This is a genomic window from Micromonospora sp. MH99, from assembly GCF_021442385.1.
In the GTDB taxonomy this organism is placed as follows: Bacteria; Actinomycetota; Actinomycetes; order Mycobacteriales; family Micromonosporaceae; genus Micromonospora.
Window position 1 is genome coordinate 18,724 of the sequence record NZ_MUZA01000023.1, and the last position, 26,560, is coordinate 45,283.

Genomic DNA, 26,560 nt, shown 5'->3' on the forward strand with positions numbered 1-26,560 from the left:
GCGGGTGGAGGGGTGTCGTGGCGACCTTTCAATGCTCCTCGTGCGGTCGGGAGATCAAGCCGGCCGTGCAGTGTCCGCACTGTGGGGCCGACCAGCCCCAGTGGGTCGAGCATCTGGCGGACATCGAGCGCTCGATCGCGGAGATGAAGGCGCGCGACGCCGCCATCGCCCGCGAACAGCGGCAGATCGCCGCCAAGATGCAGGCCGCGCTCTTCCAACGGGACATCCTCGCCCACGCCGGTGAGGAGCGGATCAAGCAGGCCACCCGGCCCCGCCGGGTGCTGCGCCGCCGACCGGGTCGCCGCCCGCCCACGGCCACCACCGGCGCCCCGCCCCGGGTCCCGCGCCAGGGCACCCCGCCCAGCCCGGAAGATCCGCCGCCGCCCCCGCCAAGGGCGTCCTGGCTGGACGCCGACGACCCCGAGCACCCGCCGGAGGCGTCCTCGCGGGAGGTGCAGAACATCCCTCTCGGGTTGGGCGCGCTGCTGCTCGCCGTGGCCGCGGTGGTCTTCGCCGCGGTGGCGACGAGTTCGATGGACGCGCTGGCCCGCCTCGGCGTCCTGCTGGTCGCCACGGTGCTGATGCTGCTCGCGCCGCCGGCGCTGGCCCGGCGCGGGCTCACCTCCACCGCGGAGACGATCTCCGCGGTGGGTCTGCTGCTCGTGCCGCTGGCCGGGTACGCGCTGTGGGCGGTGGACCGGATCGACGACGGCGCCACCTCCGGCGCCGTCTTCGCCGGTCTGATCTTCGCGGCCACCGCCGCCGTGTCCGTCGGGTACGCCGCCTGGACCGGGCTGCGCGCGCCCCGCTTCGCGACAGTGGTCGCCGCGCAGCCGGTGCTGCCGCTGCTCGCGTACGACCGGATCACCGGGCCGGGCGGCTGGGCGCTGGTGCTGACCCTGGTGGCCCTTCTCGACCTCTGGCTGGCCCGCTCGCCGATCGTGGTGGAGCGCCCCGTCCGGCAGGACCTGCCGAGCCCCGCCAGCGGATCGGCGGCGCCCCGGCAACGTGACGCCGAGGCCCGACCGGAGGCCGACCCGGAGGAGGCCGGCGAACTGATCGATGCTGGCGTGGGCACCGTCGACGCCCGACCCGCCCGCCCGGTGCCCGGGCTGCGCGAGCTGACCTGGTCGCTGCACGCGGTGGCCGTCGCGGTCGCCCTGGCGTACGCGGTCACCGCCCTGCTGCGGGCGGAGGCCGTGCCGACGGCGACCGGCGCCGGGCTGGTGCTCCTGCTGGCGGCCGCCGTCGGGCTGGCCGGCGCGCTGGTGCTGCGCCGCCCACCGCTGCCCGACGTGGCGGCCGGCATCGTCACCCTGGCCGTGATCGGCGCGTTCGGCCGGATCGTCTCGGTGGCCCTGCCCGGTCAGTCGTTGCTGTTGATCGCGGCGGTGATCACGGTGACCGGGCTGGCGGTCCGCGCGGTCCCCGAGACGGCCCGACGCGGCCCGCAGATCGCCTCGGCTGTCGCCCTCACCGTCAGCGGACTCGTGGTCGCCGGGGGAGCACTGCGCGCCGGGGTCGCCCCCGTCCGGGCGGCACTGCCCGCCTGGGACGCCGACCTCGACAGGTACGCCACCGAACTGGCCGCCTCCGTCGGCCCGACCACGTGGCAGCTCGCCGCCGCAGCGTTCCTGCTCACCATCGCCGCGGTGGTGGCCCTGCCACCGGAGATCCGCCGCGAGTTCGCGGTCGCCGGTGCGGCGCTGACGGCGCTGGCCGTACCGGCGTCGTTCGGCCTCGGCTGGGCCTCGGCGCCCTGGCCGATGGTGGTCACCGCGATCGGCATCGGGGTCATCGGCCTCTCCGCGCGTACCACCCGGGCCGCCCTGGCCCACGCCGTCGGCGCGGCCGTGGTGGGCCTGTTCGCCGCGGGCGCCGGGCTGTCCCGACCCGCGCTCACCGCCGCCGTCCTGCTCACCCTCTTCGCGGCCGGCGCGCTGGTCGCGCTGGCGCCCCGGGTCCGGATCGCGTCGGCCGCCGCCGACACGGTCACGGACTGGGCCTCCGGAGGGGCGGCCTTCGCGCTGCCCGGGGCGGTGGCCGCGTTCGTGGCCGCCACCATGCCCGTCGACGAGACCCCCACCCCGGCCAGCCTCCGCGAGGCGACCGTCCCGGTGCTGGCGGCGAGTTTCCTGGCCGTCTGTGTGACCCTCGGGTACGCCGCCATGGTGCAGGTCTCGCAGCGGCGCATCCCGGCGCCCCTGTCGGTCGGCACCGGGCTTGGCGCGCTCGTCGTCACCGCCGCCGCCTTCGGCGCACCCGGTGCCACGGTCGCCGACGCCTGGGTCGGGGCGCTGCTGCTGGTCGCCGCGGTGCTGCTCTTCCTGGCCCCGTCGATCGACGCCGGCCGCCGCTCGGATCTCACCCTGGACGGTTCGGACCTGGCCGCCGCGGCGGTGACCACCGCCCTGATCGCCACGATGGTGCGGATCGCCGCGGTCCTCGCGCCGGGTGGGCAACTGGCGGTGGCCGCCGGCCTGGTCCTGGTGGTGGCCGTCGGCGCCCGCGCCATGCCCGAGGAGTGGCGACGCGGCCCCGTCCTCGGCATCGCCGTCGGCGGCCTGCTCATCGGGGTGCTGGCCGGCTGGACGGCGCTGCGCGGTGGGGTCGGTGTGCTGGCCACCCCCGGGCCGATCTGGGACGGCGACCTGAGCGGCTGGCCGGCCGCGCCGACCGGCGGTGCGACCTGGCAGGCGCCGATCGCACTGGTGCTGTTGGCCGTCGCCGCCGGAGTTCTGCTCCCGCCGCCCTGGCGGTGGGACGCGTCCGGGGTGGCCGTGGTGCTCGCCACGATCGGCGCACCTGCCGCGTTCGACCTGCCCTGGTGGTCGCCGGTGCTCGTCGGGGCCATGGTCGCCACCATCTACGGCATGGCGGCGGTGGCCAGCGAGGAGGCCCGGGCCGGGCTGTCCCGGGCCACCGTGGCCGGGGTGGTCGCGCTGCACGGGGCCGGCGCCGGCCTGGTCCGCCCGTGGACCACCGCGCTGGCGTTGGGCAGCATCGCGCTGATCGGCATCGTGGTGGCCGCGCTGGCGCGCGTCCTGGCCGGCCCGCAGGTGACCGACCTGGAGACCGAGGGCATGCCGCCGCACCTGGTGCAGATCGGTGGCGCGGCGGCCGGTGCGGCGCTGCTCGCGCTGCCCGGCGCGGTGGCGGCGCTGGCCGTCGAGTTCCAGCACTCGGCACAGGTGGTGCTGACCGCCGCGCTTGCCGCGTCCAGCCTCGGTCTGGCCGGCGTCGCCGCGGTACGCCGACACGTTCCGCAGTACCTGCCCTGGGTCAGCGTGGCAGTGGTCGGCGGTGCCAGCATCAGCGCACTCGCCGCCATCCCCACCGGGCTCCCGGCCGGGGTCTACGCGGCCGCCGCCGCACTGCTCGGTGTCCTCGCCGAGCTGATCCGCGCGGCGACCGTGCCGCCCACCGGTTCCGCCCAGCCGGTCCGCCGCTGGGCGGTGCTCCTCGACGGCGCGCTGCGGCGACTGCCGGACGACCCGGACCGGCGGCGGTGGCGGGTCAGCCCATCGGCCGGCGCGCTCGCGGCCGCCGCGCTGCCGACCGCCCTGGCGCTCGCGTCGATCGCGCCGGCCCTGGTCGTCGCCCTCGTCGAGCCGCACCGCACGTTGAGCCGGATCTGGCAGGGTCCGCCGCCGGAGCTGCTCACGCCGCCGTCGGACGTGGTCAACCCGACCCACGTGCTGACCGCGCTGCTGCTCACCGCGACGGCCGCCCTCGCCGCCACCGGATTCAGCGGCGGACGACGGTCCCGTGCCGTACCAGTGGTGCTGCCCGGCGCCGCCGTCACGCTGCTGATCGCGCCCATCGCGCTGGGCAGCGGGTGGCCGGCGAGCACCCTCGCGGCGCTCTCCGTCTTCACCATCTCGATGCTCGGCCTCGCCCTGACCCCGCCACCGCCCCTCGTCGAGCCGGCCCGGTCGCTGCGGCTGGCCCGGGTGCTGGTCTTCGCCATCGGCCTGGCCGCCGGTGGCGCCGGCCTGGCCGGCAGCCTGGCCGACCGGCAACTGACCCTGTTCACCCTCGGTGGCGCGGTAGGCGTGGGCGTGGTGGCGGCCCTGTTCGGCACCACCCAGCGGGCGCGCATCCTCGGCTGGCTCTTCGCCTCGCTGTTGGCCCAGCTCTTCGTGCTCACCGCCGGCCTGATCGTCGGGCTGGCGGCGGTGTGGTCCGCGTTCGGGGTGCTCGCCGTCGGAGCGGTCCTCCAGGTGTTCGCCGCGACCCTGCCCCGACTGCGTCGCCCCGAGGCGCAGCGCGAGGCCGCCACCGTGCAGTGGAGCGGGTACGCGGCGGCCCTGATCGCGCTGGCGCTCGCCTTCGACTCCCCCCGGCACATCGCCGCTTTGCTGGCCGCCTGGGGAGCGGTGCTCGGCGTGGCGGCGACCCGTCCCGGCCGGCGGCCGGTGGAACGCCGGATCCTCTTCTGGGCTGTGGTGTTCTGCGAGATCACCGCCTGGTGGATCCTGATGCGCGTCGCCGACGTGGCGCTGCCCGAGGCGTACACGCTGCCGTTCGCCGCGCTGGCCCTGCTGGTCGGTGTGCTCGAACTACGGCACCGACCCGATCTGAGCAGCTGGGTGGCGTACGGGCCGGCGTTGGTCGCCGCGTTCCTGCCGACGCTGGCGATCGTGCTGGCCACCGATTCCAGCACGTTGCGGCAGATGCTGCTGCTGCTCGGCGCGGTCGCGGTGCTGATCTTCGGCTCGTCCAGCCGGCAGCAGGCCCCGGTGATCGTCGGCGCGTCGGTCACCGCGATCGCCGCGATCCACGCGTTGTTCAGCCTCGGCCCGTGGCTGGCGCTGATCCCCGTGGGGCTCCTGCTGCTCGTCCTCGGGGCGAGCAACGAACGCCGCCGCCGCGCCCAGGAACGCCTCCAGACCGCGCTCCGCGGCATGAGATGAATCGGAGGGTCACGGCAGGGTTCGCGCGCCTGCCCCCGCGATCTTGCACTTTCTGTCGCCGCATAGAGGGACAAATGCCGCGTTACCACGACCGAAAGTGCAAGATCGCGGAGGAGGGAGGCGTGGGAGGGGTTACGGGAGGGTGGCTTGGAGGGCTGCGTCCTTGGTCTTGATGAGCTGCTCCAGGTCCTGCTGGTATTTCGCCATCCGGGAGCGCAGCGCCTCGTCGGACGCGCCGAGGATCCGGACGGCCAGCAGGCCGGCGTTGCGGGCGTTGCCGATCGACACGGTGGCCACCGGAATCCCCGCCGGCATCTGCACGATGGACAGCAGCGAGTCCATCCCGTCGAGGTGCTTCAACGGCACCGGCACGCCGATCACCGGCAGCGGCGTCACCGAGGCGACCATGCCCGGCAGGGCTGCGGCGCCACCGGCACCGGCGATGATCACCTTGAGCCCCCGGTCGACGGCGTCGCGACCATAGTCGATCATCGCGACCGGGGTCCGGTGTGCCGAGATGACCCGCACCTCGTACGACACCTCGAAGTCGTCCAGCACCTCGGCGGCGGCCCGCATCGTGGGCCAGTCCGAGTCGCTGCCCATGATCAGTCCGACTGTGGTCACCGGGGTCCTCCTTGGTTCGCGGCCGCCCGGGTCACTCGTGCCCCTCGCGGATCCAGCGCGCGGCCCGCGCCGCCCGCGCCCGTACGTCGTCCAGGTCGTCGCCGAGCACCGTGACGTGCCCGATCTTGCGGCCGGGGCGTACCTGCTTGCCGTAGAGGTGCACCTTGGCGCCCGGCTCGGCGGCGAAGAGGTGGTGCAGCCGCTCGTCGATCGAGATCCCGCCCGGCTCGCCGCCCAGGACGTTCGCCATCACGACCACTGGCGCGGTCAGCGCCGTGTCACCCATCGGGTAGTCCAGCACCGCCCGCAGGTGCTGCTCGAACTGGGAGGTCCGGGCGCCCTCGATGGTCCAGTGCCCTGAGTTGTGCGGCCGCATGGCCAGCTCGTTGACCACGATCGCCGGCCGGCCCGCGTCGTCGCGCACCTCGAACAGCTCCACGGCCAGCAGGCCGACCACGCCGAGCGCGGTGGCCAGGTCGATGGCGAGCTGCTGAGCGGCGACTGCCAACTCCTCGTCCAGGCCGGGCGCCGGGGCCAGCACCTCGACGTTGATGCCGTCACGCTGGACCGTCTCGACGACCGGGTACGCGGCCACCTGCCCGAACGGCGAGCGGGCCACCTGCACGGCGAGCTCGCGACGCAGCGGCACCCGCTCCTCGACGATCAGCCGGGTGCCTCCGGCGAGCAGCGTGGTCGCCAGCTCGGTGGCCTGGGTGGCGTCGTCCACCATCCAGACACCCCGGCCGTCGTAGCCGCCCCGGGCTGCCTTGAGCACCACCGGCCAGCCGACCTGCGCACCGAAGCCGACCAGGTCGGCGGGCTCACCGACCGGCCGCCAGGCGGGGTTGGGAGCGCCCAGCTCGGTAAGGCGTTCCCGCATCACCTGCTTGTCCTGGGCGTGCAGCAACGCGTCCGCCGGCGGGTACAGGGTCACCCCTTCGGCCGTCAGGGTGCGGATGTGCTCGTTGGGCACGTGCTCGTGGTCGAAGGTGACCACGTCACAGCCCTTGGCGAAGGTGCGCAGGGCGGCCAGATCGGTGTGGTCGCCGTACTGGACGTCGGCGGCGACAAGCGCCGCGCCGTCGTCGGGGGCGCTCGCGAGCACACGCAGTGACTGGCCGAGGGCGATCGCGGCCTGGTGGGTCATCCGGGCCAGCTGGCCGCCACCCACCATGCCGACAACAGGCAGACCGGTACGGGAATCCATAGCGCGGCCAGCCTATCCGGGCGGCCGACGTGCCGATGCGCAGGGCCGGTGACCCACCCCGACAAGGCCGCACCGGCCGTCCCGCACCCAGCGCCGGCAACTACCGGGCGCTACGGCTCACCCCAGCTCGGCGACCAGGTCCTCGACCGAGGTGACCGGCCGCTGGCAGACGAAACCCCGGCAGACGTACGCGGCGGACCGCCCGTCGACCAGCGGCCGGTCGGCGAGCAGCGGCACCCCGGGCTGGTCCGGGCGACCGGCGACCACCACCGCTCCGGGCGGGGCGTGCCGCCGGGCCGCGGCCACCAACGGGTCGCCGGCCGGGTCCTCGGTCGCCACAGCGATCTCGTACGGCCCGGAGAGCAGCGCCTCGCCGACCATTGTCGCGTACCCGGCGAACCGGGCGTGCCGCCCGACGATCGGCGCCACGGTGGCGAGCGCGGCTCCGGCCGCCTCGGAGTAGCGCGTCTCCCCGGTCAGCGCGGCGTACGACACGAGGCCGGCGATCAGCGCCGAGCGACCGGACGGGGTGGCGTTGTCGGTCGGATCGGCGGGCCGGGCGACCAGCTGCTCCGCGTCGTCGGCCGTGTCGTAGTAGGCGCCCCCGGGCGCGGCGAAGTGCTCCAGCGCGGTGTCCAGCAGTTGACCGGCCAGGCTGAGCCAGCGACCCTCGCCGGTGAGCTGGTGCAGCGCGCAGAACGCCTCGGCCACGCAGCCGTAGTCCTCCAGCACCCCGGCCGGCTCGCCGACCCTGCCGTCGCGCGAGACCCGGCGCAGCCGGCCGTCGACCAGGTGCACGGCGGCCAGGTGCTCGGCGGCGTTGCGCATCGCGCCGTCGGCGACGATGGTGACGCCCTCCATCAGGTTGGCGTCCTCGTCCTGCGGCGACGCGTACAGCGCGGCGACCTGCTGGAACTCGCAGATCGCGGTGATCGCCAGACCGTTCCAGGCGGCCACCACCTTGTCGTCGCGGGCCGGCTGGGGCCGGGTGTCGCGGGCCGCGAGCAGTTGGCCGACGACGCGCTGCCAACGGGTACGGACCTCGGGCGCGGCGTCGTCGACGTCCCGGGCGAGCCGGAGCACGCTCGTGCCGTGCTCGAAGGTGCCCTCGTCGGTGACGGTGAACAGGTCGGCGGCCCACCGGCCGTCCTCGTCGCCGAGCGCCTCGACGAGCTGGGCCGGCGTCCAGGCGTAGGTGAGCCCTTCGACGCCCTCGGTATCGGCGTCCAGCGCGGACGCGAACCCCTCCCCCGGCCGGTGCAGCTCGTCGGCGAGGAACCGGGCCGTGTCCCGGGCGACCCGACGGGCCAGCGGGTCGCCGGTCAGCCGCCAGAGCTGCGTGTAGACGCGCAGCAGCAGCGCGTTGTCGTAGAGCATCTTCTCGAAGTGCGGCACGGTCCAGTGCGCGTCCACCGAGTAGCGGGCGAAGCCGCCGGCGAGCTGGTCGTAGATGCCGCCACGGGCCATCGCCTCGGCGGTGTGCCGGACGATCTCCAGGCTGCGCGGGTCACCGGTGCGCTGGTGGTGGCGCAGCAGGAAGAGCAGGTTCATGTGCGGCGGAAACTTCGGGGCGCCCCCGAACCCGCCGTTCGTGTCGTCGTACTCCCCGGCGAGGTTGGCCGCCGCGGCATCCAGCAGCGGGGCGTCCAGCGGGGCGGTGGGGCCGCCCACGGCCTGTGCGCCGCCGATCGCCTTGACCACTGCGGCGCCCTGGCGCAGCACCTCGTCCCGCTGGTCCTTCCACGCGGTGGTGACCGACTGGAGCAGCCGAATGAAGTTGGGGCGCGGGAAGTAGGTGCCGCAGAAGAACGGGGTGCCGTCCGGGGTGGCGAAGACAGTCATCGGCCAGCCGCCCTGCCCGGTCATCGCCTGGGTGGCGGTCATGTAGACGGCGTCGACGTCGGGGCGCTCCTCACGGTCCACCTTGATCGACACGAAGTTGTCGTTCATCAGGGCGCCGACCTGCTCGTTCTCGAACGACTCGTGGGCCATGACGTGGCACCAGTGGCAGGCCGCGTAGCCCACCGAGATGAGCACCGGGACGTCACGCCGTTTCGCCTCGGCGAACGCCTCGTCGCACCACGGCCACCAGTCGACCGGGTTGTCGGCGTGCTGGAGCAGGTACGGGCTGGTGGCGTCCGCGAGTCGGTTCACCCGACGACCATAACCACCTCGGTCGGGACGCGCCGGGCGGTCAGGAGGCGCCGTCGGCGCGCAGGCGGAAGACGTTCGACTCGGCCGAGTCGCGCAGCGACCCGAGCACCGCGCCGATCTTGTCCGCCGGCATCGGCTTGAAGAAGTGGTAGCCCTGCGCGGACGTGCAGCCCAGCTCGGCCAGGGCCAGCCGCTGCTCGGCCGTCTCCACCCCCTCGGCGACGACCCGCAGCCCCAGCTCGTGGGCGAGCCCGACAGTGGTCCGGACGATCGCCGCGGCCTCCGGCGAGTCGGCCATCCGGATCACGAACGAGCGGTCCACCTTCAACTCGTCCACGGCGATCCGGGTCAGGAAGGTCAACGAGGAGAAGCCGGTGCCGAAGTCGTCCACCGCGAGCTGCACACCCATCGACCGGAGGGTGGCGAGCACCTCGTCGATGATCTCCAGCTCGCTCATCACCACCGTCTCGGTGATCTCCAGGACCAGCCGGTGCGGCGGCACCTGATGTCGGCGCAGCGCGTCGGCGATCTCCGCCGGCAGGCGCGGGTCCAGCAGACTGCGCGCGGAGAGGTTGACCGAGATCGGGACGTCCAGCCCCTCGCGGGCCCAGCCCGCGGCCACGCCGAGGGCCTTGTCCAGCACGTAGCGCGTGAATGTGCCGAGCTGCTCGCTGTTCTCCACCGGGCGGATGAAGTCGGCCGGGTTCAGCCAGCCGCGCCGGGGGTGCTGCCAGCGGATCAGCGCCTCCACGCCGGTGGGAGCGCCGGTGGCCAGGTCGACAGCCGGCTGCAACGCCAGCACCAACTGGTCGTCGACCTTCAGCGCCTCGCGCAACTCGGCCAGCAGGGCCAACTGGTCCGTGCTGGCCGCGTCCCGGGTGCTGTCGTACGCGGCGACGCTGCCGCCGCCCTCCTTGGCCTGGTACATCGCGATGTCCGCGCGGCGCAGCAGCTCGGTCAGGTCGGCGGTGCCGGCGTCGGCGACCACCACCCCGACGGAGACCTCGATGGACATCCGCACCCCGGCCACCTCGGTCGGCGCGGCCAGCCGCTCGGCGATCTCGCGAGCCTGGCGCAGGGCGTGCGCCATCGGCGCGGCCCGGTCACCGAGCACGGGGACCGAGGTGAGCAGCAGCGCGAACTCGTCGCCGCCGAGCCGGCCGAGCAGGTCACCGGGGCGGGCCAGCGCGCTGAGCCGATTGGCGGTCAGCCGCAGCAACTGGTCGCCGGCCGCGTGCCCGAGGGTGTCGTTGACTTCCTTGAACTGGTTGATGTCCAGCAGCAGCAACGCCACCGGGTGGTCGTGGGCGAGCTGCCGCAGCGACTGGTCGCCCTTGCCGAGCATCGCCGTACGGTTCGCCAGCCCTGTGAGCGGGTCGTGCACCGCCTCGTACGACGAACGGGCGGTGACCAGCCGCAGCTCACGATGGGTCGCAGCGTCGTGCAGGGCTGCGGCGAGCGCGTCGCCGAAGGCCGCCACCGCGTCCCGTTCCCGGGTCGCGGGTGGAGCGGAGCGCGGGAACCGGACCCGGAGCTGGCCTACCGGCGCGGCGCCCACCGACAGGGGACGGACCAACTCGTACTCGTCGGGCTCCGACCGGTCCGGAGGGCCCACCTCACGGTCGAGCAGCTGGCCGCCGGCGTCTCCGCGGTAGCGGCGCCACCTGCCGTCGGCCCGGGCCACGTCGACATCGACCAGCTCGGCGTTGAACAGCGCCAGCGCGCCGGTCACCGCCGCGCTGGCCACGCCCCGCTCGTCGAGCTGGTTGAGGGCCGCCGTGGCCTCGGCGAAGGCACGCCACGTGCGGCGTTCCTGGTCCGCGCGCAGCCGGTAGCGGTAGGTCTGCTGCAGCAGCCAGAGCAACGGCGGGAGCAGCAGCAACCAGCGCGGGTCCAGCTCCAGCAGCGCGATCACGACCAGGCCGACCGCCACGTTGCCCACGAACATCAGCAGCTTGCCGCGCAGCGCGGCGAGCAGCGGCGGCCCGATGGGCAGCCCGTGCCGCAGGCCCAGCGTCACCCCACCGAGCCACGCGGTCACCAGGAGGTAGGTCACCGAGCCGGCGATCACGGCCAGCGCCAGCATCGGTGTCGGCGAGGCGAGCAGCGGATGCCCCAGGGCGGTGGTCACGGACACGGCCAGCGCCGACGCGGCGGTCAGCGACGCGGCGATCCGGACGATCTCCAGCGGCGGACGGCGGTCGCTGTGCAGCGACAGCGCCGTCCAGGCCAGCCCGGTGCCGAGCAGGGTGGCCGACGGCAGCCAGCCGGCCGGCGCGAGGTAGAGGCAGACGATCAGGGCGGCCTCGCCCCAGGTGATGCTGACCATGCCGGCGGAGCTGCGGAAGCGAAGCCGGGCGAGCTGGGCCACGGCGAGGACGGCGACGGCGATGCCGAAGCGGGCCGGTCCACCGAGCGGATCGTCGGACGGCAGCCCGGCCGGAAGGGTCAGACCGACCACGGCGGCTGCCAGAGCCGTCACCGTCACCGCGGTCGTCAGCACGAGCAGCCGGGCCGGCATGCCGTGCACCCCGAGCCGGTCGAACGGGTCGGCGCCCGCGCCGGAGGTCATCGACCTCCCCCGTCAGCCGACCGACCGACGGTACGGCGGGCGGCCGGTGCTGTGACGGACATCGGCGCCCCCTCCCGCGCACGGCTCGGGGACTTTTGGTCCCCCCGGCGGAAGGCTAAGCCAAACCGGGTGGTCGCAACAGGGGTCCACCACCCGGTTCGGCGTGAATCATGCGCGGACTACCCGTTCCGCTGCTGCTGGTGCCCATTGGGAGCGTGCGCGGATGAATCATGCGCGCTGGTCCCGTCTGTCGGATCGACGACTGAAGCGTCGGCCCTGGTCGCATCGGTCGACCGCCCCTGCTGGGGAAACCGGTCGGGCAGACGCCGCAGTCGAGCGTTCATGTTGCGGATCAGCAGGATGGTCGCGGCGGCCAGCAGCAGGATGAGGAAGAGACCCATCGGCCCGGCCAGGCCACCCGTGCGGGTGTCCCCGAAGTTGTTCTCCGCGAGCACCTGGGCAGCGGTCAGCATGACGTTCCTCCGATGTGCGATTGCCTACCAGGGTAGACCCGGCCGGAATCAGCCCGCGTGCGCCGTCTCCCGCACACCGGCGAAGAGGTCGGACTCGGGCAGCGGGCTGTCCACCACCGTGCGCGCCAGCTCGAAATCCTCCGTCGGCCAGGCACGTTGCTGCAGCTCCATGGGCACCTGGAACCAGAAGCCGTCCGGGTCGACCTGGGTGGCGTGGGCGCGCAGCGCGTCGTCCCGGACGTGGAAGTATTCGGCGCAGTCCACCCGGGTGGTGATACGAGGGCCCTTGTCCGGGCGCTCGTCCCAGCGCTTGATCCAGTCCACGTACGGCGACTCGGCGCCGGTGCTGAGCACTGCCTCGTGCAGGGCCATGATCTTGGCCTTGGAGAAGCCGATGTCGTAGTAGAGCTTCAACGGCTGCCAGGGCGCGTCCAGCTCCGGGTAGCGCTCCGGGTCGCCGGCGGCCTCGAACGCGGCCACGCTCACCTTGTGGCACATGATGTGGTCGGGGTGCGGGTAGCCACCCTCCTCGTCGTACGTGGTCACGACGTGCGGACGGAACTCACGCATCAGGCGCACCAGCGGGCCGGCCGCCACCTCGACGTCCTGGAGGGCGAAGCAACCCTCGGGCAGCGGCGGCAGCGGGTCGCCCTCGGGCAGGCCGGAGTCGACGAACCCGAGCCAGGCCTGGTCGACACCGAGGATCGCCCGCGCGGCGTCCATCTCGGCACGCCGGATCTCCGCGATGTTGGCCCAGACGTCGGGCCGGTCGAGCTTGGGGTTGAGCACGCTGCCGCGCTCGCCGCCGGTGCACGTCACCACCAGCACGTCCACCCCCTGGGCGACGTACTTCGCCATCGTCGCCGCACCCTTGCTCGACTCGTCGTCCGGGTGCGCGTGGACGGCCATGAGACGCAGCTGCTCTGCCAACTTCGGCGCTCCTCGTCTGTGCCGGCCGGTGGACCCGACCGGGCTCGACCGGCTGACCTGCCGGGACCCTCCTCGCCCCGCTGCGAGTCGGCGCCGCGGGGCCCGACCTGCCATTCCTGCCGTTTGGCCGGGCTGGGAGGATGGGCTTCTGCCATTCTTGCCGATGCCGCCGACAACAACGCCAGGAGATACCCGCCGGTGACCGAGACGCACGCCACAATTTCGCCGGGCACGCCGGTCTTCCCCGCCGGGCGCTACGGGCGCCGCCGGGCGCCCGGCAACGGCCGCCGTCGTACGCTGCTGGCGGCGCTGGTGCTCCTGGTGCTGGTGGCGGTGCTGAGCCTGATCTCGCTGCGGCTCTACCGGCAGTACGGCGACCCCGTCTACGACGCCCAGGTGATCACGTACACCGACATCACGGACAGCCAGGTGTTCGTCGACTTCCGGGTGACCGTGCCGCCGGGCGGATCGGCGGTCTGCGTGCTGCGCGCCCGGGACCGCGCCGGCGTGGAGGTGGCCCGCGAGGACGTCACGGTGAGCGCCGCACCCGGCGACCGGCACGTCACCACCCGGCACCGTCTGAGCACCTCCGCCCGACCGTTCATCGGCGAGGTGCTGCGCTGTCGGGCCCCTGCCTGAGCTGCGGAAACGTCATCCCGCAACGCCCCCGGGCAACCCGTCGCGGCGGGTCGACCGCGAGTGCCGGATGCGGACACCGACGGTGATCGCCGACACGCTGTGTCGTACCGCACTGGTAACTTGGTAGTTCACCTGTCAGCCAGCCACGCACAACTGAGGAGAACGCCTGTGTCCACTGGCAACGAGGCGCCCGCCACCTGGCTGTCCCAGGACGCGTACGACCGCCTCCAGGCCGAGCTCGACGAGCACATCGCCAACCGTCCGGCGATCGCAGCCGAGATCAACGCTCGGCGCGAGGAGGGCGACCTGCGCGAGAACGGCGGCTACCACGCCGCCCGCGAGGAGCAGGGCAAGGCCGAGGGTCGCATCCGCTACCTGCAGGAACTGCTGCGTACCGCAAAGGTCGGCGAGGCCCCGTCGGCGGACGCGGTGTCGCCCGGCATGGTCGTGACGATCTACTTCGACGACGACGCCGACGACACCGAGACCTTCCTGCTCGGCTCCCGGGAGATCGCCGCCACCACCGACCTCACCGTCTACAGCCCCGAGTCGGCGCTCGGCAAGGCGATCCTGGGTGGCCGTTCCGGGCAGACCTGCACCTACACGGCCCCGAGCGGCGCCGACATCAAGGTGACAGTGGTCAGCTTCGAGCCGTTCTCCGGCTGAGCGTTCACCGGCTCCGTGCCGCGGTCACCGAGCCGCCTTTCCGGGCACCTGAGCGCCGTTCGACGTGTGCCGCCGCCGAGGCGTGACACCCACCCGTGTCACGCCTCGGCGGCGAAGACCACCTGATAGCCACTGGCTCGCAACGCGCTGATCAGCGTGTCGGAGTGCTCCACACCACGGGTCTCCACCGACAGCGCCACCTCGACCTCGCCGAGGCCCAGGTGCGGATTGGCCCGCTGGTGTTCCACGTCCACCACGTTGGCCCGGTGCTCGGCGATCTGGCTGAGCAGCGAGGCGAGCTGCCCCGGCCGGTCCGAGCAGCGCACCGTCACCCGCAGGTAGCGGCCGGCGGCCGCCAGACCGTGCTCGATCACCCGCATCATCAGCAGGGGGTCGATGTTGCCGCCGGAGAGCACGGCGACCACTGGCGTCTCCACCTCCACCACGCCGGCCAGGAGCGCGGCCACGCCGACCGCCCCGGCCGGCTCGACGACCTGCTTGCCGCGCTCCAACAGCATCAGCAGGGCCCGGGAGATGTCCTCCTCCGTGACCGTGACGATCTCGTCGACGAGCTTGCGGACATGGTTGAACGTGATCTCCCCCGGCCGCCCGACCGCGATGCCGTCCGCGATCGTGGCGAAGGCGGGCAGCCGGACCGGTTCCCCGGCCAGCAGGGAGGGCGGGAAGGCCGCCGCGCCGGCCGCCTGGACGCCGATGATGCGGACGTCCGGCCGCAGTGCCTTGGCTGCCACCGCCATGCCGGAGATCAGGCCGCCGCCGCCCACCCCGGTGATGATCGTGCGCACCTCGGGGCACTGTTCGAGGATCTCCAACGCCACCGTGCCCTGCCCGGCGATCACGTCCCGGTGGTCGAACGGGTGGATGAGCACCGCGCCGGTGCGCTCGGCGTACGTCTGCGCCGCCACCAGCGACTCGTCGACCGTGTTGCCGGCCAGTTCGACCTGCGCGCCGTACCCCTTGGTGGCGGCGACCTTCGGCAGCGGCGCGTTGACCGGCATGAAGACCGTCGCGTGCGTGCCGACCAGCCCGGCGGCGAGAGCGACGCCCTGCGCGTGGTTACCGGCGCTCGCCGCGACCACGCCCCGTTCGCGCTCGGCCGCCGACAGCCGGGAGATCCGCACGTACGCGCCGCGGACCTTGTACGAGCCGGCGCGCTGCACGTTCTCGCACTTGAGCCAGGTCGGGCCGCCCAGTGCCGCGCTCAGTGGCCGGGAGGGCTCCAGCGGGGTGGTCCGGACGACGTCGGCGAGCAGTTTCCGCGCAGCCTGTACGTCGTCGAGGCCGACCAGTTCCGTCATGCCCCAGATCGTGCCACCCGGCTCCGGCCTCCCCTGCGGCGACACCGGGTTGATCCACTCGACGTCCCCGAGGTGGCGGTGTCAACCGCGCCCCGACACCGCCACCTCGGCGATCCCGAGTGGATCACGGCGTCGCCGGCCACACCGGGGCCGCTGGCCACACCGGGGCGGTCGGCCACACCGGGGCGGCGCGGGCGATCCGGGCCTCCTGCGCGGCGGAGATCCGGTGGATCAGCACGATCAGCGTCACCGCGGCGATCGCGCAGCCCAGCGCGGGCAGGCTGTTGCGGAGCAGGGAGTCGCCGTAGTAGTCGACGTACGCCTGGTAGCCGGCGTCGGTGGACGGGGTCTCCGGCAGCTGCTCGTACGCCCGATCGTCCAGGCGGCTGCTCACCCGGTCGCCGACGCTGAACAGCAGCCAGGCACACCACCAGACGACCACGAGCGTCGGCGTGAACCGCCGCCAGAGGCTGTCCCGCGCCACGTTGGCCACGACCCGGGCCGGCACCACGAAGTTCGCGAAGGGCACCAGCCAGCCGGCGATCGCCCAACCGGCCCCGAGCGTCGGCAGCGCACCGGGGAAGGCGTCGGTGTTCTTCCGCGTCCGCCACGTCCAGATGATCACCAGTACGGCGGCGGTGAGCTGCGCCACCAGCATGAGCAGCGACAGCAGCCCTCCGATGAGCAGCGGGCCGAGCAGCAGGTCCGCATCGTCGTTGGCCCTGGCCTGCCGGGCCATCGCCATCCCGATCAGCGGGGACAGCGCCACCACCAGGTAGAGCACGGCGGTCGCGCCGACGGCGATGTTCGCGGCCAGGCCGATCCCGCGTACGCGGTAGGTCGGCAGGCCCGGCGTGACGGCGGGCTGGCCCAGCGGCGTGTGGCAGCGCTGGCAGTCGTTGTGCTCGGGGGACGTGGGGTCCCCGCAGGTCTGGCAGCGCATTGGTGTCCCCCGGGTCCGCGCGACGTTGCGCGGACACCGTAGACGATCATGCGGTGGCCGGCGACCCCGTTCCGACGACGGGGTAGCCGGGGGCGTGCCGCGGCCACGGGGCGGCCATCTCGAACTGACCGGCCACGCCGAGCAGCAGCAGCTCCGAGCCGGGCGGGCCGACGATCTGGACGGCTACCGGCAGGCCGTCCGGCCGGCGGCCCACCGGCACCACGATCGCCGGCAGGCCGGCGATGTTCCACGGCGCGGCGTACGGGGCGTACCGGATGTTGGCCGACATGTTCGCCCGCCAGGACCGCTCGGACCAGCGCCCGGCCTCCGGCGGCGCGCTGGCCAGCGCGGGGGTGAGCAGCAGGTCGACCGAGTGGTCGGTGAAGAAGTCGACCGACCGCTGCCGCCAGGCGGCCCGGTCGGCCTCCCGGACGTAACCGCGACGCTGCGCCCACTCGCCCAGCGCGACGTGCCGCCGGGTACGGCGCTGGAGGCCGCGTCGGTCCAGCCCGGCGGCCCGGACGTCGGTGGCGGCCGCGGCGAACCAGGTGGCGATGCCCTGCAGGCCCAGGGCCGTGGGATAGACCGGATCGGCCGGCACGGTGTCGTGCCCGGCGGCGGCGAGCAGCCGGCCTGCGGTGGCCACCGCGTCCCGGTTGGGCGCGTCCGGGGAGACGCCCCGCACCGGGGAGCGCAGTGAGACACCGACCCGCAGCCGCTGCGGCGGGACCAGCTTCTCCGCTCGCCGGCCGGCGAGCACCGAGAAGCCGACCGCGGCATCCGCGACGGTGCTGGTCAACATGCCGTGCTCGGTGAGGCCGAACCAGTCGTCCGCGCCGAGCTGGCAGGGCACCACGCCCCGGCCGGGCTTGAGGCCGACCAGGCCGCAGCAGGCCGCCGGGATCCGGATCGAGCCGAGCCCGTCGTTGCCGTGCGCGATCGGCACCAGGCCGGCGGCGACCGCGGCGGCGGCGCCGCCCGAAGAGCCACCGGGGGTACGCGTGTTGTCCCACGGGTTGCGGGTCACCGCGCTGTCGTCGTCGGTGAGTGCCCACAGCCCCAGCTCCGGCATCCGGGTGACGCCGAGGATCACCGCGCCGGCGCCGCGCAGCCGACGCACCACCTCGTGGTCGGCCTCGGCGACGTCGGTCCGTACGGCTGCCGACCCGTTCCAGGTGGGCAGGCCGGCGACCGGGGTGTTCTCCTTGACCGCCACCGGCACCCCGGCCAGGGGGAGGTTGGCCAGGTCCTCCTGCTCGTCGACCTTCTCGGCCTCGGTGATCGCCTCGCCGCCGCGAACGGCGCGGAAGGCGGCCAGCTCGCGGTCGGCCGAGGCGATGTACTCCAGGTGGTCGGCGACGACCTGGGTGGCCGAGACGTCGCCCCGGCGTACGCCCCGGGCGATCTGCTTGGCGGTCGCCCCGACCCAGGTCGCCATGATGTCCTGCACGGCCATCCTCCCCAGCGGTCAGCCCAGCGCCTGCTCCAGATCGGCGAGCAGGTCGTCGACCGTCTCGATGCCGACAGACAGTCGCACGAGATCGCCGGGAACTTCAAGCGGCGAGCCGGCAGCACTTGCGTGTGTCATCCGGCCCGGGTGTTCGATCAGGGATTCCACGCCGCCGAGCGACTCGGCGAGCACGAAGAGCTTCGTGCGGTTGCAGATCTCGACGGCGTGGTCCTCACCGCCGGAGGCGCGGAACGAGATCATGCCGCCGAACCGACGCATCTGCTTGGCGGCGACCTCGTGACCGGGGTGCGAGGGCAGCCCGGGGTAGATCACCTGGGCCACCTTGGCGTGCCCGTCGAGGTACGCGGCGAGCCGCTCGGCGTTGTCGCAGTGCCGGTCCATGCGTACCCCGAGGGTCTTGATGCCGCGCAGGGTGAGCCAGGCGTCGAACGGGCCGTTGATCGCGCCCATCGCGTTCTGGTGGTAGCGCAGCTCCTCGCCGAGCCCGGCGTCGGCGACGACGAGCGCGCCACCGACCACGTCGGAGTGCCCGCCGACGTACTTGGTGGTGGAGTGCACCACCACGTCCGCGCCGAAGGCGATCGGCTGCTGCAGGTACGGCGAGGCGAAGGTGTTGTCCACAACCAGCAGCGCGCCCGCGTCGTGTGCCACGGCGGCCAGGGCGGCGATGTCGGCGATGCCGAGCAGCGGGTTCGTCGGCGTCTCCACCCAGACGATCTTCGTCCGGCCGGGCTGCACGGCGGCCCGGACCGCTGCCGCGTCGGAGACCTTGGCCGGGGTGAACTCCAGGCCCCAGCGCTGGGCGACCCGGGCGAAGAGCCGGTAGGTGCCGCCGTACGCGTCGTCCGGGATGATCACGTGGTCGCCCGGCTGGCAGACCGCCCGCAGCAGGGTGTCCTCCGCGGCCAGGCCACTGGCGAAGGCGAGGCCCACGGGCCCGCCCTCCAGCGCGGCCAGGCACTCCTGGAGGGCGTCACGGGTCGGGTTGCCCGAGCGGCTGTACTCGTAGCCGAGCCGGGGCGCACCGACGGCGTCCTGGGCGTACGTGCTGGTCTGGTAGATCGGCGGGATCACCGCGCCGGTGCGGGCCTCAGGGTCCTGACCGGCGTGAATGGCGAGCGTCTCGAAGCCGTGACTCATTCTGGTGAGGCTAGTGCCCCCGTCCGGCGGGCTGGAACGGAACCCGTGCTCCGGGTGGGGGCCGGACCTTTCGGCCCGGCCCCCGCGTGCCGGCCGGAAGGCCGGCGGGCCGGTCAGCCGGCCGGAACGGGCAGGACGTGCAGGGTGACCGGGTGGGCGCCGGTCCAGTCGTAGGAGACCGCGTAGAGCCGGGCCCCGTTGGGCGCCCAGGCCAGCGCGCCGGAGCTGAGTTCGTCGCCCAGCTCGAAGCGGGCCAGCTCGGTGCCGTCCGGGCGGAAGACGAACACGTCCGGGTCGTAGGAGGCGTCCGCTCCGCCGGCGATCCGGGTGCCGTCACGCGACACCTCGACAGCATTGGGGTACGCGCCGGTGGGGTAGGTCGCGGAGGGGGTGCTGATGGCGGCGACCGGGAACGCCTGCACCTCGTACGGGGCGCCGGACGCGGTGAAGAGGGTGGTGCCGGTGGGGTCGAGCGCGATGTCGCGCAGGTTGCTGCCGATCGCCATGAAGTCGTTGGTGCTCGGCGGGCCCAGCACGCCCCCGGTGCCGATCGCGTACGCGTACACCGAGGCGGGGCTGAGGCCCGGCTGCCCGGCCAGCAGCACCGAACGGTTCTGGCTGGCGGCGGTCAGCAGCGGAGCGCCGTAGAAGCCGCTACCGGTGTCCAGGCCCGTGGTGACGCGGGCCGGTTGGCGGCCCAGGTCGATCCGGCCGATGTTGCCGTCCCAACCGCCACAGCCGTACCCGAACCACAGGTACCGCCCGGTCAGCGCGAGCGACGACGGGCACGCGCCCGCACCGGTGTCGTACCGGGCCGACTCGACAAGTGAGCCGGTGTCGAAGGCGGCGATGGCGTTGGCGGTGGGCAGCGCCACGTAGAGGGTCTGCCGATCGGCGCTGAGCAGCAGGTCGGAGGGGCCGGGCAGGCCGGACAGGGTGCCGACCACCGCGCCCGTCGCGCTGGCCACCACGACGTCGGTCGAGGAGGGGCCACCGCTGACGAAGACCCGGTCACCGGCGGACACCACGTCGGACACCGCCGGCAACGACAGTGGGGTGGCCGTCGGCGCAGCGGCTGCCTGGGCGGCGCCCGGTGTCGCGGCGGTGAGCAGCGCGGCGGTCAGTGCCGCCAGCGCCAGGGTCGTGCCTCTTCTGATGTGCAAGGTGCGTCCTTCCCCCGTGTGTTGATCCAGGCCGGTAAATGTCTACCACGGCCGATGGATGCGCGGGGGGCACGCGTCCCCGCGTGGCCGGCGACATAGCCTGGGGCGATGAGCGGGTGCGTGTTCTGCGGGATCGTGTCGGGTGACGTGCCGGCGTTCCGGGTCGCGGACGAACCGGACGGGGTGGCGTTCCTCGACACCCGTCCGGTGTTCAAGGGGCACGTGCTGGTGGTGCCCCGGGTGCACCTGGTGACCCTGGCCGAGCTTCCGGCCGAGCTGCTGCCCGGCTACTTCGCGCTGGTCCAGCGCCTGGCGGTGGCCGTGGAGTCCGCTCTGGGGGCCGGTGGGACGTTCGTGGCGATGAACAACAAGGTGTCCCAGTCCGTCCCGCACCTGCACACTCACGTGGTGCCGCGCACCAAGGGCGACGGGCTGCGCGGGTTCTTCTGGCCGCGCACCCGCTACGCGGACGACGCCGAGGCCGAGACCTACGCCCACCGGGTCGCCGCCGCACTCTCGGGCGCTGCCTGACTCACACCCGTGCGGGTAAGGAAGGTGGACCCACCGGTGTTGCACGCTGCGAGAGGTACGAGAGGAGATCCCCACGTGTTTTTGCGCCGTATGAACGCCGAGATGGTTTCGCCCGACCAGGCCCTGCCGGGCCGTCAGATCGCCATGCCGGTCGCCGACCGCCACGAGGTGCTGGGCACCCCGTTGAAGGGCCCGTTCCCGCAGGGGCTGCAGGTAGCGGTCTTCGGCATGGGCTGCTTCTGGGGCGCTGAGCGGCTGTTCTGGACGCTGCCCGGCGTTTACACCACCTCCGCCGGCTACGCGGGTGGCATCACCAGGAACCCGACGTACGAGGAGACGTGTTCCGGCCGAACCGGGCACGCCGAGGTCGTCCAGGTGGTGTACGACCCCAGCAAGATCACGTATGAGGACCTGCTGAAGGTCTTCTGGGAGAACCACGACCCGACCCAGGGCATGCGCCAGGGCAACGACGTGGGCACCCAGTACCGGTCGGCGATCTACACGACCACCGACGAGCAGCGGGCCATCGCGGAGTCGTCCCGGGACGCGTTCCAGCCGATCGTGACGCGGGCCGGCAAGGGCGAGATCACCACCGAGATCGCCCCGCTCGGCAGCTACTACTTCGCCGAGGACTACCACCAGCAGTACCTCGCCCCGACCAAGAACCCGAACGGGTACTGCAACCACGGCCCGAACGGCCTGAGCTGCCCGGTCGGCGTTGCCCGTACCGCTGGCTGACCCACCTGCGTGAACGCGATGCCCGGCTGCCGACTAGGTGGCCGGGCATTCCCGTTCGGCCCTGTGATCGAAATCCGTTGCCGAGCCCGCCGGGGACTCGATAGCGTGCAGGTACACGTGAAAGGAGGTGGTCCAGACTTGTATAGCAATCGGACTCGTGAGGTGGCTGTCAGCTAGCCGCTGTCCTCGACAGTGATTCGTCCGCCGCGAGGCGGGCAACCAGTACGACCGTCGAGACCGTGTGGCAGCGGTGCGGCGAATTCCAGACAGCCACCCGACCCCCGGGGTGCCGGCCAAGTCCAGCCGGCCCGCGCGACAGCGTGGAGCGCCCCGGGGGTCGCTCCATATCCGCGGGAGATCAGTGTGTCGATGCGCGAGCTGGTGATTCTCGGGACGGCCAGCCAGGCGCCCACCCGGCAGCGCAACCACAACGGGTACGTGCTGCGCTGGGACGACGAGGTGATCCTCTTCGACCCGGGTGAGGGCAGCCAGCGGCAGCTCCTGCACACCACTGTCACCGCGACCGACCTGACCCGGATCTGCGTCACGCACTTCCACGGCGACCACTGCCTCGGCCTGCCGGGCACCATCCAGCGACTCTCGCTGGACCGGGTGGCGCATCCGGTCGCCGTGCACTTCCCTGCGGGCGGCGCCGAGTACTTCGCCCGACTGCGGCACGCCACCTCCTTCTACGAGACAGCCGAGCTGGCGGTCACCCCGATCGAGACCGACGGTCAACGGATCGCCCTGAGCTGCGGCACGCTGGAGGCCCGCCGGCTGCGGCACCCCATCGAGACGTACGGCTATCGGCTGGTCGAGCCGGACGGCTGCCGGATGCTGCCGGACAAGCTGGCCGCGTACGGCATCGCCGGTCCGGCCGTCGGCGAGCTGATCCGCGTCGGGCACCTGGACCTCGACGGTCGTCGCGTCACCCGCGACGAGGTGAGCGTGCCCCGGCCGGGGCAGCGGTTCGCCTTCGTGATGGACACCGGCCTCTGCGACGGCGTGTACGCCCTGGCCGAGCACGCCGACCTGCTGGTCATCGAGTCGACGTTCCTGGAGTCGGAGGCCGCGCTCGCCGCCGAGGTCGGGCACCTGACCGCGGCGCAGGCCGCGCGGGTGGCGACCGAATCGGGGGTACGCACCCTGGTGCTCACGCACTTCTCGCAGCGCTACCCCGACCCGCGCCGGTTCTACGACGAGGCCCGAGCGCACTTCGACGGCGACCTGGTCATCGCCGAGGATCTGACCACCGTGCAGGTCCCGCCGCGCCGGGTAGCCTCGGCCGGATGACCGTCACGCTCCGGCCCGCGACCGAAGGCGACCTGATGGCGGTGGGCGCCCTGCACCAGCGCTCCCGGGTCGCCGCGTACTCCGCCTTCCTGCCGGTCGAAGCCCTGGCCGACCCGACACCGGAGGCGATGGGCGCGTACTGGACCGAGCGGTGGCGCTGGGAGCGGGACAGCCACCGACTGACGGTCGCGGAGCGGGCCGGGGCGCTCGTCGGGTTCAGTTACCTGGGCCCGGACGACGAGGACGACCCGGCGACGGGGCTGCTCAACGCCATCCACCTGGAACCAACCGAGCAGGGCCGGGGCACCGGCCGCCTGGTGATGGTGGACGCGTTGGACGCCATGCGCGCCCGGGGTTGGCGCCACGCGGTGCTCTGGGTGCTCCGGGAGAACGCGCACGCCCGCTCCTTCTATGAGCGCGGCGGCTGGACGTCGACGGGCGTGGAGCGCGAGGAGCACATCGGCGCGGCCCGCACCCCGCAGGTCCGCTACACCCGCCCCCTCTGAGCACCGGTCGGCAACAGCCCGACCACCCTCAACGCCGGCCCGGCAACGGCCCAGCCGGCCACCCCCACCCACCTCACGCAGAGCCTTTGCTCTGCTTCAGCGGAGGCAACAGTGACCGGGCATTTCTGTTGCCTGGGTTGAAGCAGAGCAAAGGACGCGCGGGGTGTCCTGTGCCCCCGCAGGGGCAGCCTGCGGGGGCACGTCGCGGGGGCGGTAGCAGCTCGGGGGCAGCTAGTGGGCGCCGAGGTGGGCCAGGAGGTCCTGGCGGGTCAGGACGCCCTTGGGCTTGCCGTCGACCAGGACCAGCGCGGCGTCGGACTTCTCCAGCAGGCCGACGGCCTCGCTCACCGGCTGACCACCGCCGATCATCGGCAGCGGGTCGCCCATGTGCCGCTCGATGGTGTCGTGCAGGTGAGCCTGACCGGTGAACAGCGCGTCGAGCAGGTCCCGCTCGGCGATCGAGCCGGCCACCTCACCGGTCACCACGGGCGGCTCGGCCTTGAGCACCGGCAGCTGGGAGACGCCGTACTCGCGCATGTAGTCGATCGCGTCGCGGACCGTCTCGGTCGGGTGCACGTGCACCAGCTCGGGCAGGCCGCCCGGCTTGCTGGCCAGCGCGTCGGCGACCGTCGGCTCGTGGCCGGAGTTGTCCAGGAAGCCGTACCGGGCCATCCACGAGTCGTTGAAGATCTTCGACAGGTAGCCCCGGCCGCCGTCGGGCAGCAGCACCACGATCACGTCGTCCGGGCCGGCCTTGCGGGCCACCTCCAACGCGGCGACCACCGCCATCCCGCAGGAGCCCCCGACCAGCAGGCCCTCCTCGCGGGCCAGCCGCCGGGTCATCTCGAAGGACGCCTTGTCGGAGACCTCGACGATCTCGTCGGCCACACCCCGGTCGTACGTCTCCGGCCAGAAGTCCTCGCCGACGCCCTCGACCAGGTACGGGCGGCCGGTGCCGCCGGAGTAGACCGAGCCCTCCGGGTCGGCCCCGATGACCTGCACCCGACCGTCGGACGCCTCCTTGAGATACCTACCGATGCCGGAGATCGTCCCGCCGGTGCCGACTCCCGTCACGAAGTGCGTGAGCCCGCCCTCGGTCTGCTTCCACAGCTCGGGGCCGGTCGTCTCGTAGTGCGAGCGCGGGTTCGCAGGGTTGCTGTACTGGTCGGGCTTCCACGCGCCGGGGATCTCCCGGGTCAGCCGGTCGGAGACGTTGTAGTACGAGCGCGGGTCCTCCGGGGCGACGGCGGTCGGGCAGACCACCACCTCGGCGCCGTACGCCCGCAGCACATCCTGCTTGTCCTGACTGACCTTGTCGGGGCAGACGAAGACGCACTTGTAGCCCTTGAGCTGGGCCACCAGGGCGAGCCCGACACCGGTGTTGCCGCTGGTCGGCTCGACGATGGTGCCACCGGGCCGCAGCAGGCCCGCCGCCTCGGCGTCCTCGACCATGCGCAGCGCGATCCGGTCCTTCACCGAGCCACCCGGGTTCAGGTACTCCACCTTGGCGAGCACGGTTGCCCGGATGCCCTCGGTGACGTTGCGCAGGCGGACCAGCGGGGTGTTGCCGATCATGTCGACGACGTTGTCGTAGTACTGCACGGTGTGCCCTTCGTTGCGGCGCCGGCGACGGCGGCCGGGCAGACGTATCCTCGCCGACCAGCGTACGTGCCGTCAGGGCACCAGCCCCCCGGGGATGACCGAGCTGCGTCGGGCCTCCCACTCGAGGAATCGGTCGGTCTCGGCGAGCACGCTGCCGGCCAGCCAGGTGATCATCACCGCGTCGTCGGCCAGCCCGAAGATCGCCAGTGGGATCTCCGGCAGCAGGTCGATGGGCGAGACGATGTACGCCGTGGCCGCCGTCATCAGGGCCAGCCGGAGGCCGCCGTCGTACTGCCCCCGGGTCGTCGCCCGGATCATCCGGGGCAGCGCCGCCAGTCGGGTGCCCAACGAGGGCCCGCCGCGCGCCCCCGCCGCCAGTGCCCGCGCCAGGGCCGTGAACGCCGCGCTGCGCTTCAGTGTCTTCCCCATCGTCGCGCTCCTCTCCGCCGGATCAGCGTGGCGGGTCGGCGCAAGTCGGCCGGCCTCCACCAGACAGGTACCCCGTCGCGTCGGTTTCCAGGCACTCCCGAGCCGGGACGACGACAGCGGCGTGTCGGGCCGGCGCGATAATGTCGGCATATGGGGGTGGCTGGTTCTGTCGTACCCGTTGGTCCGCGCTGGCGGCAGGCCTGGCGGATCGCCCGGCTGGCGGCCATCGGGACGGGCGCCACCGCGGCGGCCGCGATGGCCACCGGCGGGGTGCTGCTCGGCCAGGCCCGCCAGGCCCGGCGCACCATCCCCATGGCCGAGGCCCCGCCGCCGCGCTGCGACGGGATGTACGGCGCGAAGTTCCCCGGCCCCCCGCTCACCATGGTCGTGCTCGGTGACTCGTCGGCAGCCGGCTACGGAGTGCACCGCCGCCGGGAGACACCGGGAGCGCTGCTCGCCACCGGGCTGTCCCGACGGCTGCACCGGCCGGTACTGGTGCGCCGTTTCGCGGTGGTCGGCGCCATCTCCGCGGCGCTCCGGCACCAGGTGGAGGCGGCGTTGGAGTGCGCGCCGGACATCGCCGTGATCCTGATCGGCGGCAACGACATCACCAACCGCACGCCGCGCGGCCTGGCGGTGCGCTATCTGGTCGAGGCGGTCCACGAGCTGCGCGACGCCGGCTGCGAGGTGGTCGTCGGCACCTGCCCCGACCTCGGCGCGATCCGGCCGATCCAGCCACCGCTGCGCTGGCTGGCGCACCGGTGGAGTCGCCAGCTCGCCGCCGCCCAGACGGTGGCGGTGGTCGAGGCGGGTGGCTCGACGGTGTCCCTCGGCGACCTGCTCGGCCCACGGTTCGCCGCCGAGCCGCACCGGATGTTCGCCTGGGACCGGTTCCACCCCTCCGCCGAGGGGTACGCGATGGCCGCCGCCGCCCTGCTGCCGACGATGCTCTCGGCGCTCGGCTCCGGGCCGGAGCGACGGGCCACACCGGCGCGGGGCGAGGGCGTACGGTCGCTGCCAAAGGCCGCGCAGGAGGCGGCCCGGCACGCCGGCACCGAGGTCAGCGGCACCCAGGTCCGGGGCCGCGATCGAGGGCCGGCCGGCCGGTGGGCGCAGCTGCGTCGCCGGGCGTTCTTCGGTGTCAACACGGTGCCGCAGTCCGGCTCCGCGACGGACACCTCGACAGTGGAGGGACTGGCATGAACGAGCGCAGCGAGCGGAGCGTGACCGCCGGTCTTCCCGGC

The 26,560-nt window shown here is 73.3% G+C and carries 20 protein-coding genes and 1 pseudogene; 8 read left to right on the forward strand and 13 right to left on the reverse strand.

The window, feature by feature from the left end; genetic code table 11:
• Positions 1–17: 17 nt before the first annotated feature.
• Positions 18–4,916 (forward strand): SCO7613 C-terminal domain-containing membrane protein, encoded by a 4,899-nt coding sequence (locus tag B0E54_RS14605; RefSeq protein WP_234584058.1) that lies wholly within the window; start codon positions 18–20, stop codon positions 4,914–4,916.
• Positions 4,917–5,048: 132 nt separating this feature from the next.
• On the opposite strand, the gene purE is transcribed toward B0E54_RS14605, so the two are convergent.
• The 6 genes from purE to mca form a co-directional block, all read right to left on the reverse strand.
• The gene (purE, locus tag B0E54_RS14610; RefSeq protein ID WP_234584062.1) at positions 5,049–5,540 is read right to left on the reverse strand and encodes a 5-(carboxyamino)imidazole ribonucleotide mutase; all 492 of its coding nucleotides are present in this window, start codon (positions 5,538–5,540) and stop codon (positions 5,049–5,051) included.
• Between the two features lie 31 nt (positions 5,541–5,571).
• The gene (locus tag B0E54_RS14615) at positions 5,572–6,747 is read right to left on the reverse strand and encodes a 5-(carboxyamino)imidazole ribonucleotide synthase (protein WP_234584063.1); all 1,176 of its coding nucleotides are present in this window, start codon (positions 6,745–6,747) and stop codon (positions 5,572–5,574) included.
• 117 nt (positions 6,748–6,864) lie between these two features.
• Positions 6,865–8,901: a thioredoxin domain-containing protein gene (locus B0E54_RS14620; RefSeq protein WP_234584065.1), complete on the reverse strand. Its 2,037-nt coding sequence runs from the start codon at positions 8,899–8,901 to the stop codon at positions 6,865–6,867.
• Positions 8,902–8,941: 40 nt separating this feature from the next.
• Entirely contained in the window at positions 8,942–11,422 is a 2,481-nt protein-coding gene (locus B0E54_RS14625) for a bifunctional diguanylate cyclase/phosphodiesterase (RefSeq protein WP_234584127.1), read from the reverse strand.
• Positions 11,423–11,652: 230 nt separating this feature from the next.
• Complete coding sequence (locus B0E54_RS14630) at positions 11,653–11,946, reverse strand: hypothetical protein (protein WP_234584066.1); 294 nt, start codon at positions 11,944–11,946, stop codon at positions 11,653–11,655.
• 48 nt (positions 11,947–11,994) lie between these two features.
• Positions 11,995–12,876 (reverse strand): mycothiol conjugate amidase Mca, encoded by an 882-nt coding sequence (gene mca / locus B0E54_RS14635; RefSeq protein WP_234584067.1) that lies wholly within the window; start codon positions 12,874–12,876, stop codon positions 11,995–11,997.
• A 198-nt stretch (positions 12,877–13,074) separates the two neighbouring features.
• Between mca and B0E54_RS14640 the strand changes: the two genes are divergently transcribed.
• The gene (locus B0E54_RS14640; protein ID WP_234584068.1) at positions 13,075–13,515 is read left to right on the forward strand and encodes a DUF4307 domain-containing protein; all 441 of its coding nucleotides are present in this window, start codon (positions 13,075–13,077) and stop codon (positions 13,513–13,515) included.
• A 168-nt stretch (positions 13,516–13,683) separates the two neighbouring features.
• Positions 13,684–14,181 carry a transcription elongation factor GreA gene (gene greA / locus B0E54_RS14645; RefSeq protein WP_234584069.1) on the forward strand — a complete coding sequence of 166 codons (498 nt, stop codon included), beginning with the start codon at positions 13,684–13,686 and terminating at the stop codon, positions 14,179–14,181.
• 98 nt (positions 14,182–14,279) lie between these two features.
• On the opposite strand, the gene ilvA is transcribed toward greA, so the two are convergent.
• The 5 genes from ilvA to B0E54_RS14670 form a co-directional block, all read right to left on the reverse strand.
• Complete coding sequence (gene ilvA, locus B0E54_RS14650; RefSeq protein WP_234584071.1) at positions 14,280–15,500, reverse strand: threonine ammonia-lyase; 1,221 nt, start codon at positions 15,498–15,500, stop codon at positions 14,280–14,282.
• A gap of 124 nt (positions 15,501–15,624) precedes the next feature.
• On the reverse strand, positions 15,625–16,443 hold the full coding sequence (locus B0E54_RS14655; RefSeq protein WP_234584073.1) for a DUF4328 domain-containing protein: 819 nt from the start codon (positions 16,441–16,443) through the stop codon (positions 15,625–15,627).
• Positions 16,444–16,489: 46 nt separating this feature from the next.
• Complete coding sequence (locus B0E54_RS14660; protein ID WP_234584075.1) at positions 16,490–17,899, reverse strand: amidase; 1,410 nt, start codon at positions 17,897–17,899, stop codon at positions 16,490–16,492.
• Positions 17,900–17,911: 12 nt separating this feature from the next.
• A complete protein-coding gene (locus B0E54_RS14665) occupies positions 17,912–19,054 on the reverse strand; it encodes a cystathionine gamma-synthase (RefSeq protein ID WP_234584077.1) in 1,143 nt (380 codons plus the stop codon).
• Positions 19,055–19,167: 113 nt separating this feature from the next.
• Positions 19,168–20,217 carry a YncE family protein gene (locus tag B0E54_RS14670; RefSeq protein WP_234584081.1) on the reverse strand — a complete coding sequence of 350 codons (1,050 nt, stop codon included), beginning with the start codon at positions 20,215–20,217 and terminating at the stop codon, positions 19,168–19,170.
• A 108-nt stretch (positions 20,218–20,325) separates the two neighbouring features.
• Here B0E54_RS14670 and B0E54_RS14675 point away from each other — a divergent pair, with 108 nt between their 5' ends.
• The 4 genes from B0E54_RS14675 (at position 20,326) to B0E54_RS14690 (ending at position 23,285) form a co-directional block, all read left to right on the forward strand.
• Positions 20,326–20,748: an HIT family protein gene (locus tag B0E54_RS14675; RefSeq protein ID WP_234584082.1), complete on the forward strand. Its 423-nt coding sequence runs from the start codon at positions 20,326–20,328 to the stop codon at positions 20,746–20,748.
• A gap of 75 nt (positions 20,749–20,823) precedes the next feature.
• Complete coding sequence (msrA, locus tag B0E54_RS14680) at positions 20,824–21,486, forward strand: peptide-methionine (S)-S-oxide reductase MsrA (RefSeq protein WP_234584083.1); 663 nt, start codon at positions 20,824–20,826, stop codon at positions 21,484–21,486.
• Positions 21,487–21,849: 363 nt separating this feature from the next.
• A complete protein-coding gene (locus B0E54_RS14685) occupies positions 21,850–22,779 on the forward strand; it encodes a ribonuclease Z (protein WP_234584084.1) in 930 nt (309 codons plus the stop codon).
• A complete protein-coding gene (locus B0E54_RS14690; protein WP_234584085.1) occupies positions 22,776–23,285 on the forward strand; it encodes a GNAT family N-acetyltransferase in 510 nt (169 codons plus the stop codon). Before B0E54_RS14685 ends, B0E54_RS14690 begins: the two co-directional genes overlap by 4 nt.
• Before the next feature lie 231 nt (positions 23,286–23,516).
• Here B0E54_RS14690 and B0E54_RS14695 read toward each other — a convergent pair whose 3' ends face one another.
• The gene (locus B0E54_RS14695; protein ID WP_234584086.1) at positions 23,517–24,887 is read right to left on the reverse strand and encodes a cystathionine beta-synthase; all 1,371 of its coding nucleotides are present in this window, start codon (positions 24,885–24,887) and stop codon (positions 23,517–23,519) included.
• 72 nt (positions 24,888–24,959) lie between these two features.
• On the reverse strand, positions 24,960–25,316 hold the full coding sequence (locus tag B0E54_RS14700; protein ID WP_234584087.1) for a YkvA family protein: 357 nt from the start codon (positions 25,314–25,316) through the stop codon (positions 24,960–24,962).
• A gap of 150 nt (positions 25,317–25,466) precedes the next feature.
• Between B0E54_RS14700 and B0E54_RS14705 the strand changes: the two are divergent.
• Positions 25,467–26,548: pseudogene (locus B0E54_RS14705) on the forward strand (SGNH/GDSL hydrolase family protein); the annotation flags it as partial.
• Positions 26,549–26,560 lie beyond the last annotated feature (12 nt).

Coding starts and splice junctions, on each gene's coding strand:
- B0E54_RS14615 (WP_234584063.1), bottom strand. CDS start 6,747: ATGGATTCCCGTACCGGTCTGCCTGTTGTCGGCATGGTGGGTGGCGGC.
- B0E54_RS14625 (WP_234584127.1), bottom strand. CDS start 11,422: ATGCCGGCCCGGCTGCTCGTGCTGACGACCGCGGTGACGGTGACGGCT.
- B0E54_RS14630 (WP_234584066.1), bottom strand. CDS start 11,946: ATGCTGACCGCTGCCCAGGTGCTCGCGGAGAACAACTTCGGGGACACC.
- ilvA (WP_234584071.1), bottom strand. CDS start 15,500: ATGACGGAACTGGTCGGCCTCGACGACGTACAGGCTGCGCGGAAACTG.
- B0E54_RS14655 (WP_234584073.1), bottom strand. CDS start 16,443: ATGCGCTGCCAGACCTGCGGGGACCCCACGTCCCCCGAGCACAACGAC.
- B0E54_RS14660 (WP_234584075.1), bottom strand. CDS start 17,899: ATGGCCGTGCAGGACATCATGGCGACCTGGGTCGGGGCGACCGCCAAG.
- B0E54_RS14665 (WP_234584077.1), bottom strand. CDS start 19,054: ATGAGTCACGGCTTCGAGACGCTCGCCATTCACGCCGGTCAGGACCCT.
- B0E54_RS14675 (WP_234584082.1), top strand. CDS start 20,326: ATGAGCGGGTGCGTGTTCTGCGGGATCGTGTCGGGTGACGTGCCGGCG.
- B0E54_RS14690 (WP_234584085.1), top strand. CDS start 22,776: ATGACCGTCACGCTCCGGCCCGCGACCGAAGGCGACCTGATGGCGGTG.
- B0E54_RS14700 (WP_234584087.1), bottom strand. CDS start 25,316: ATGGGGAAGACACTGAAGCGCAGCGCGGCGTTCACGGCCCTGGCGCGG.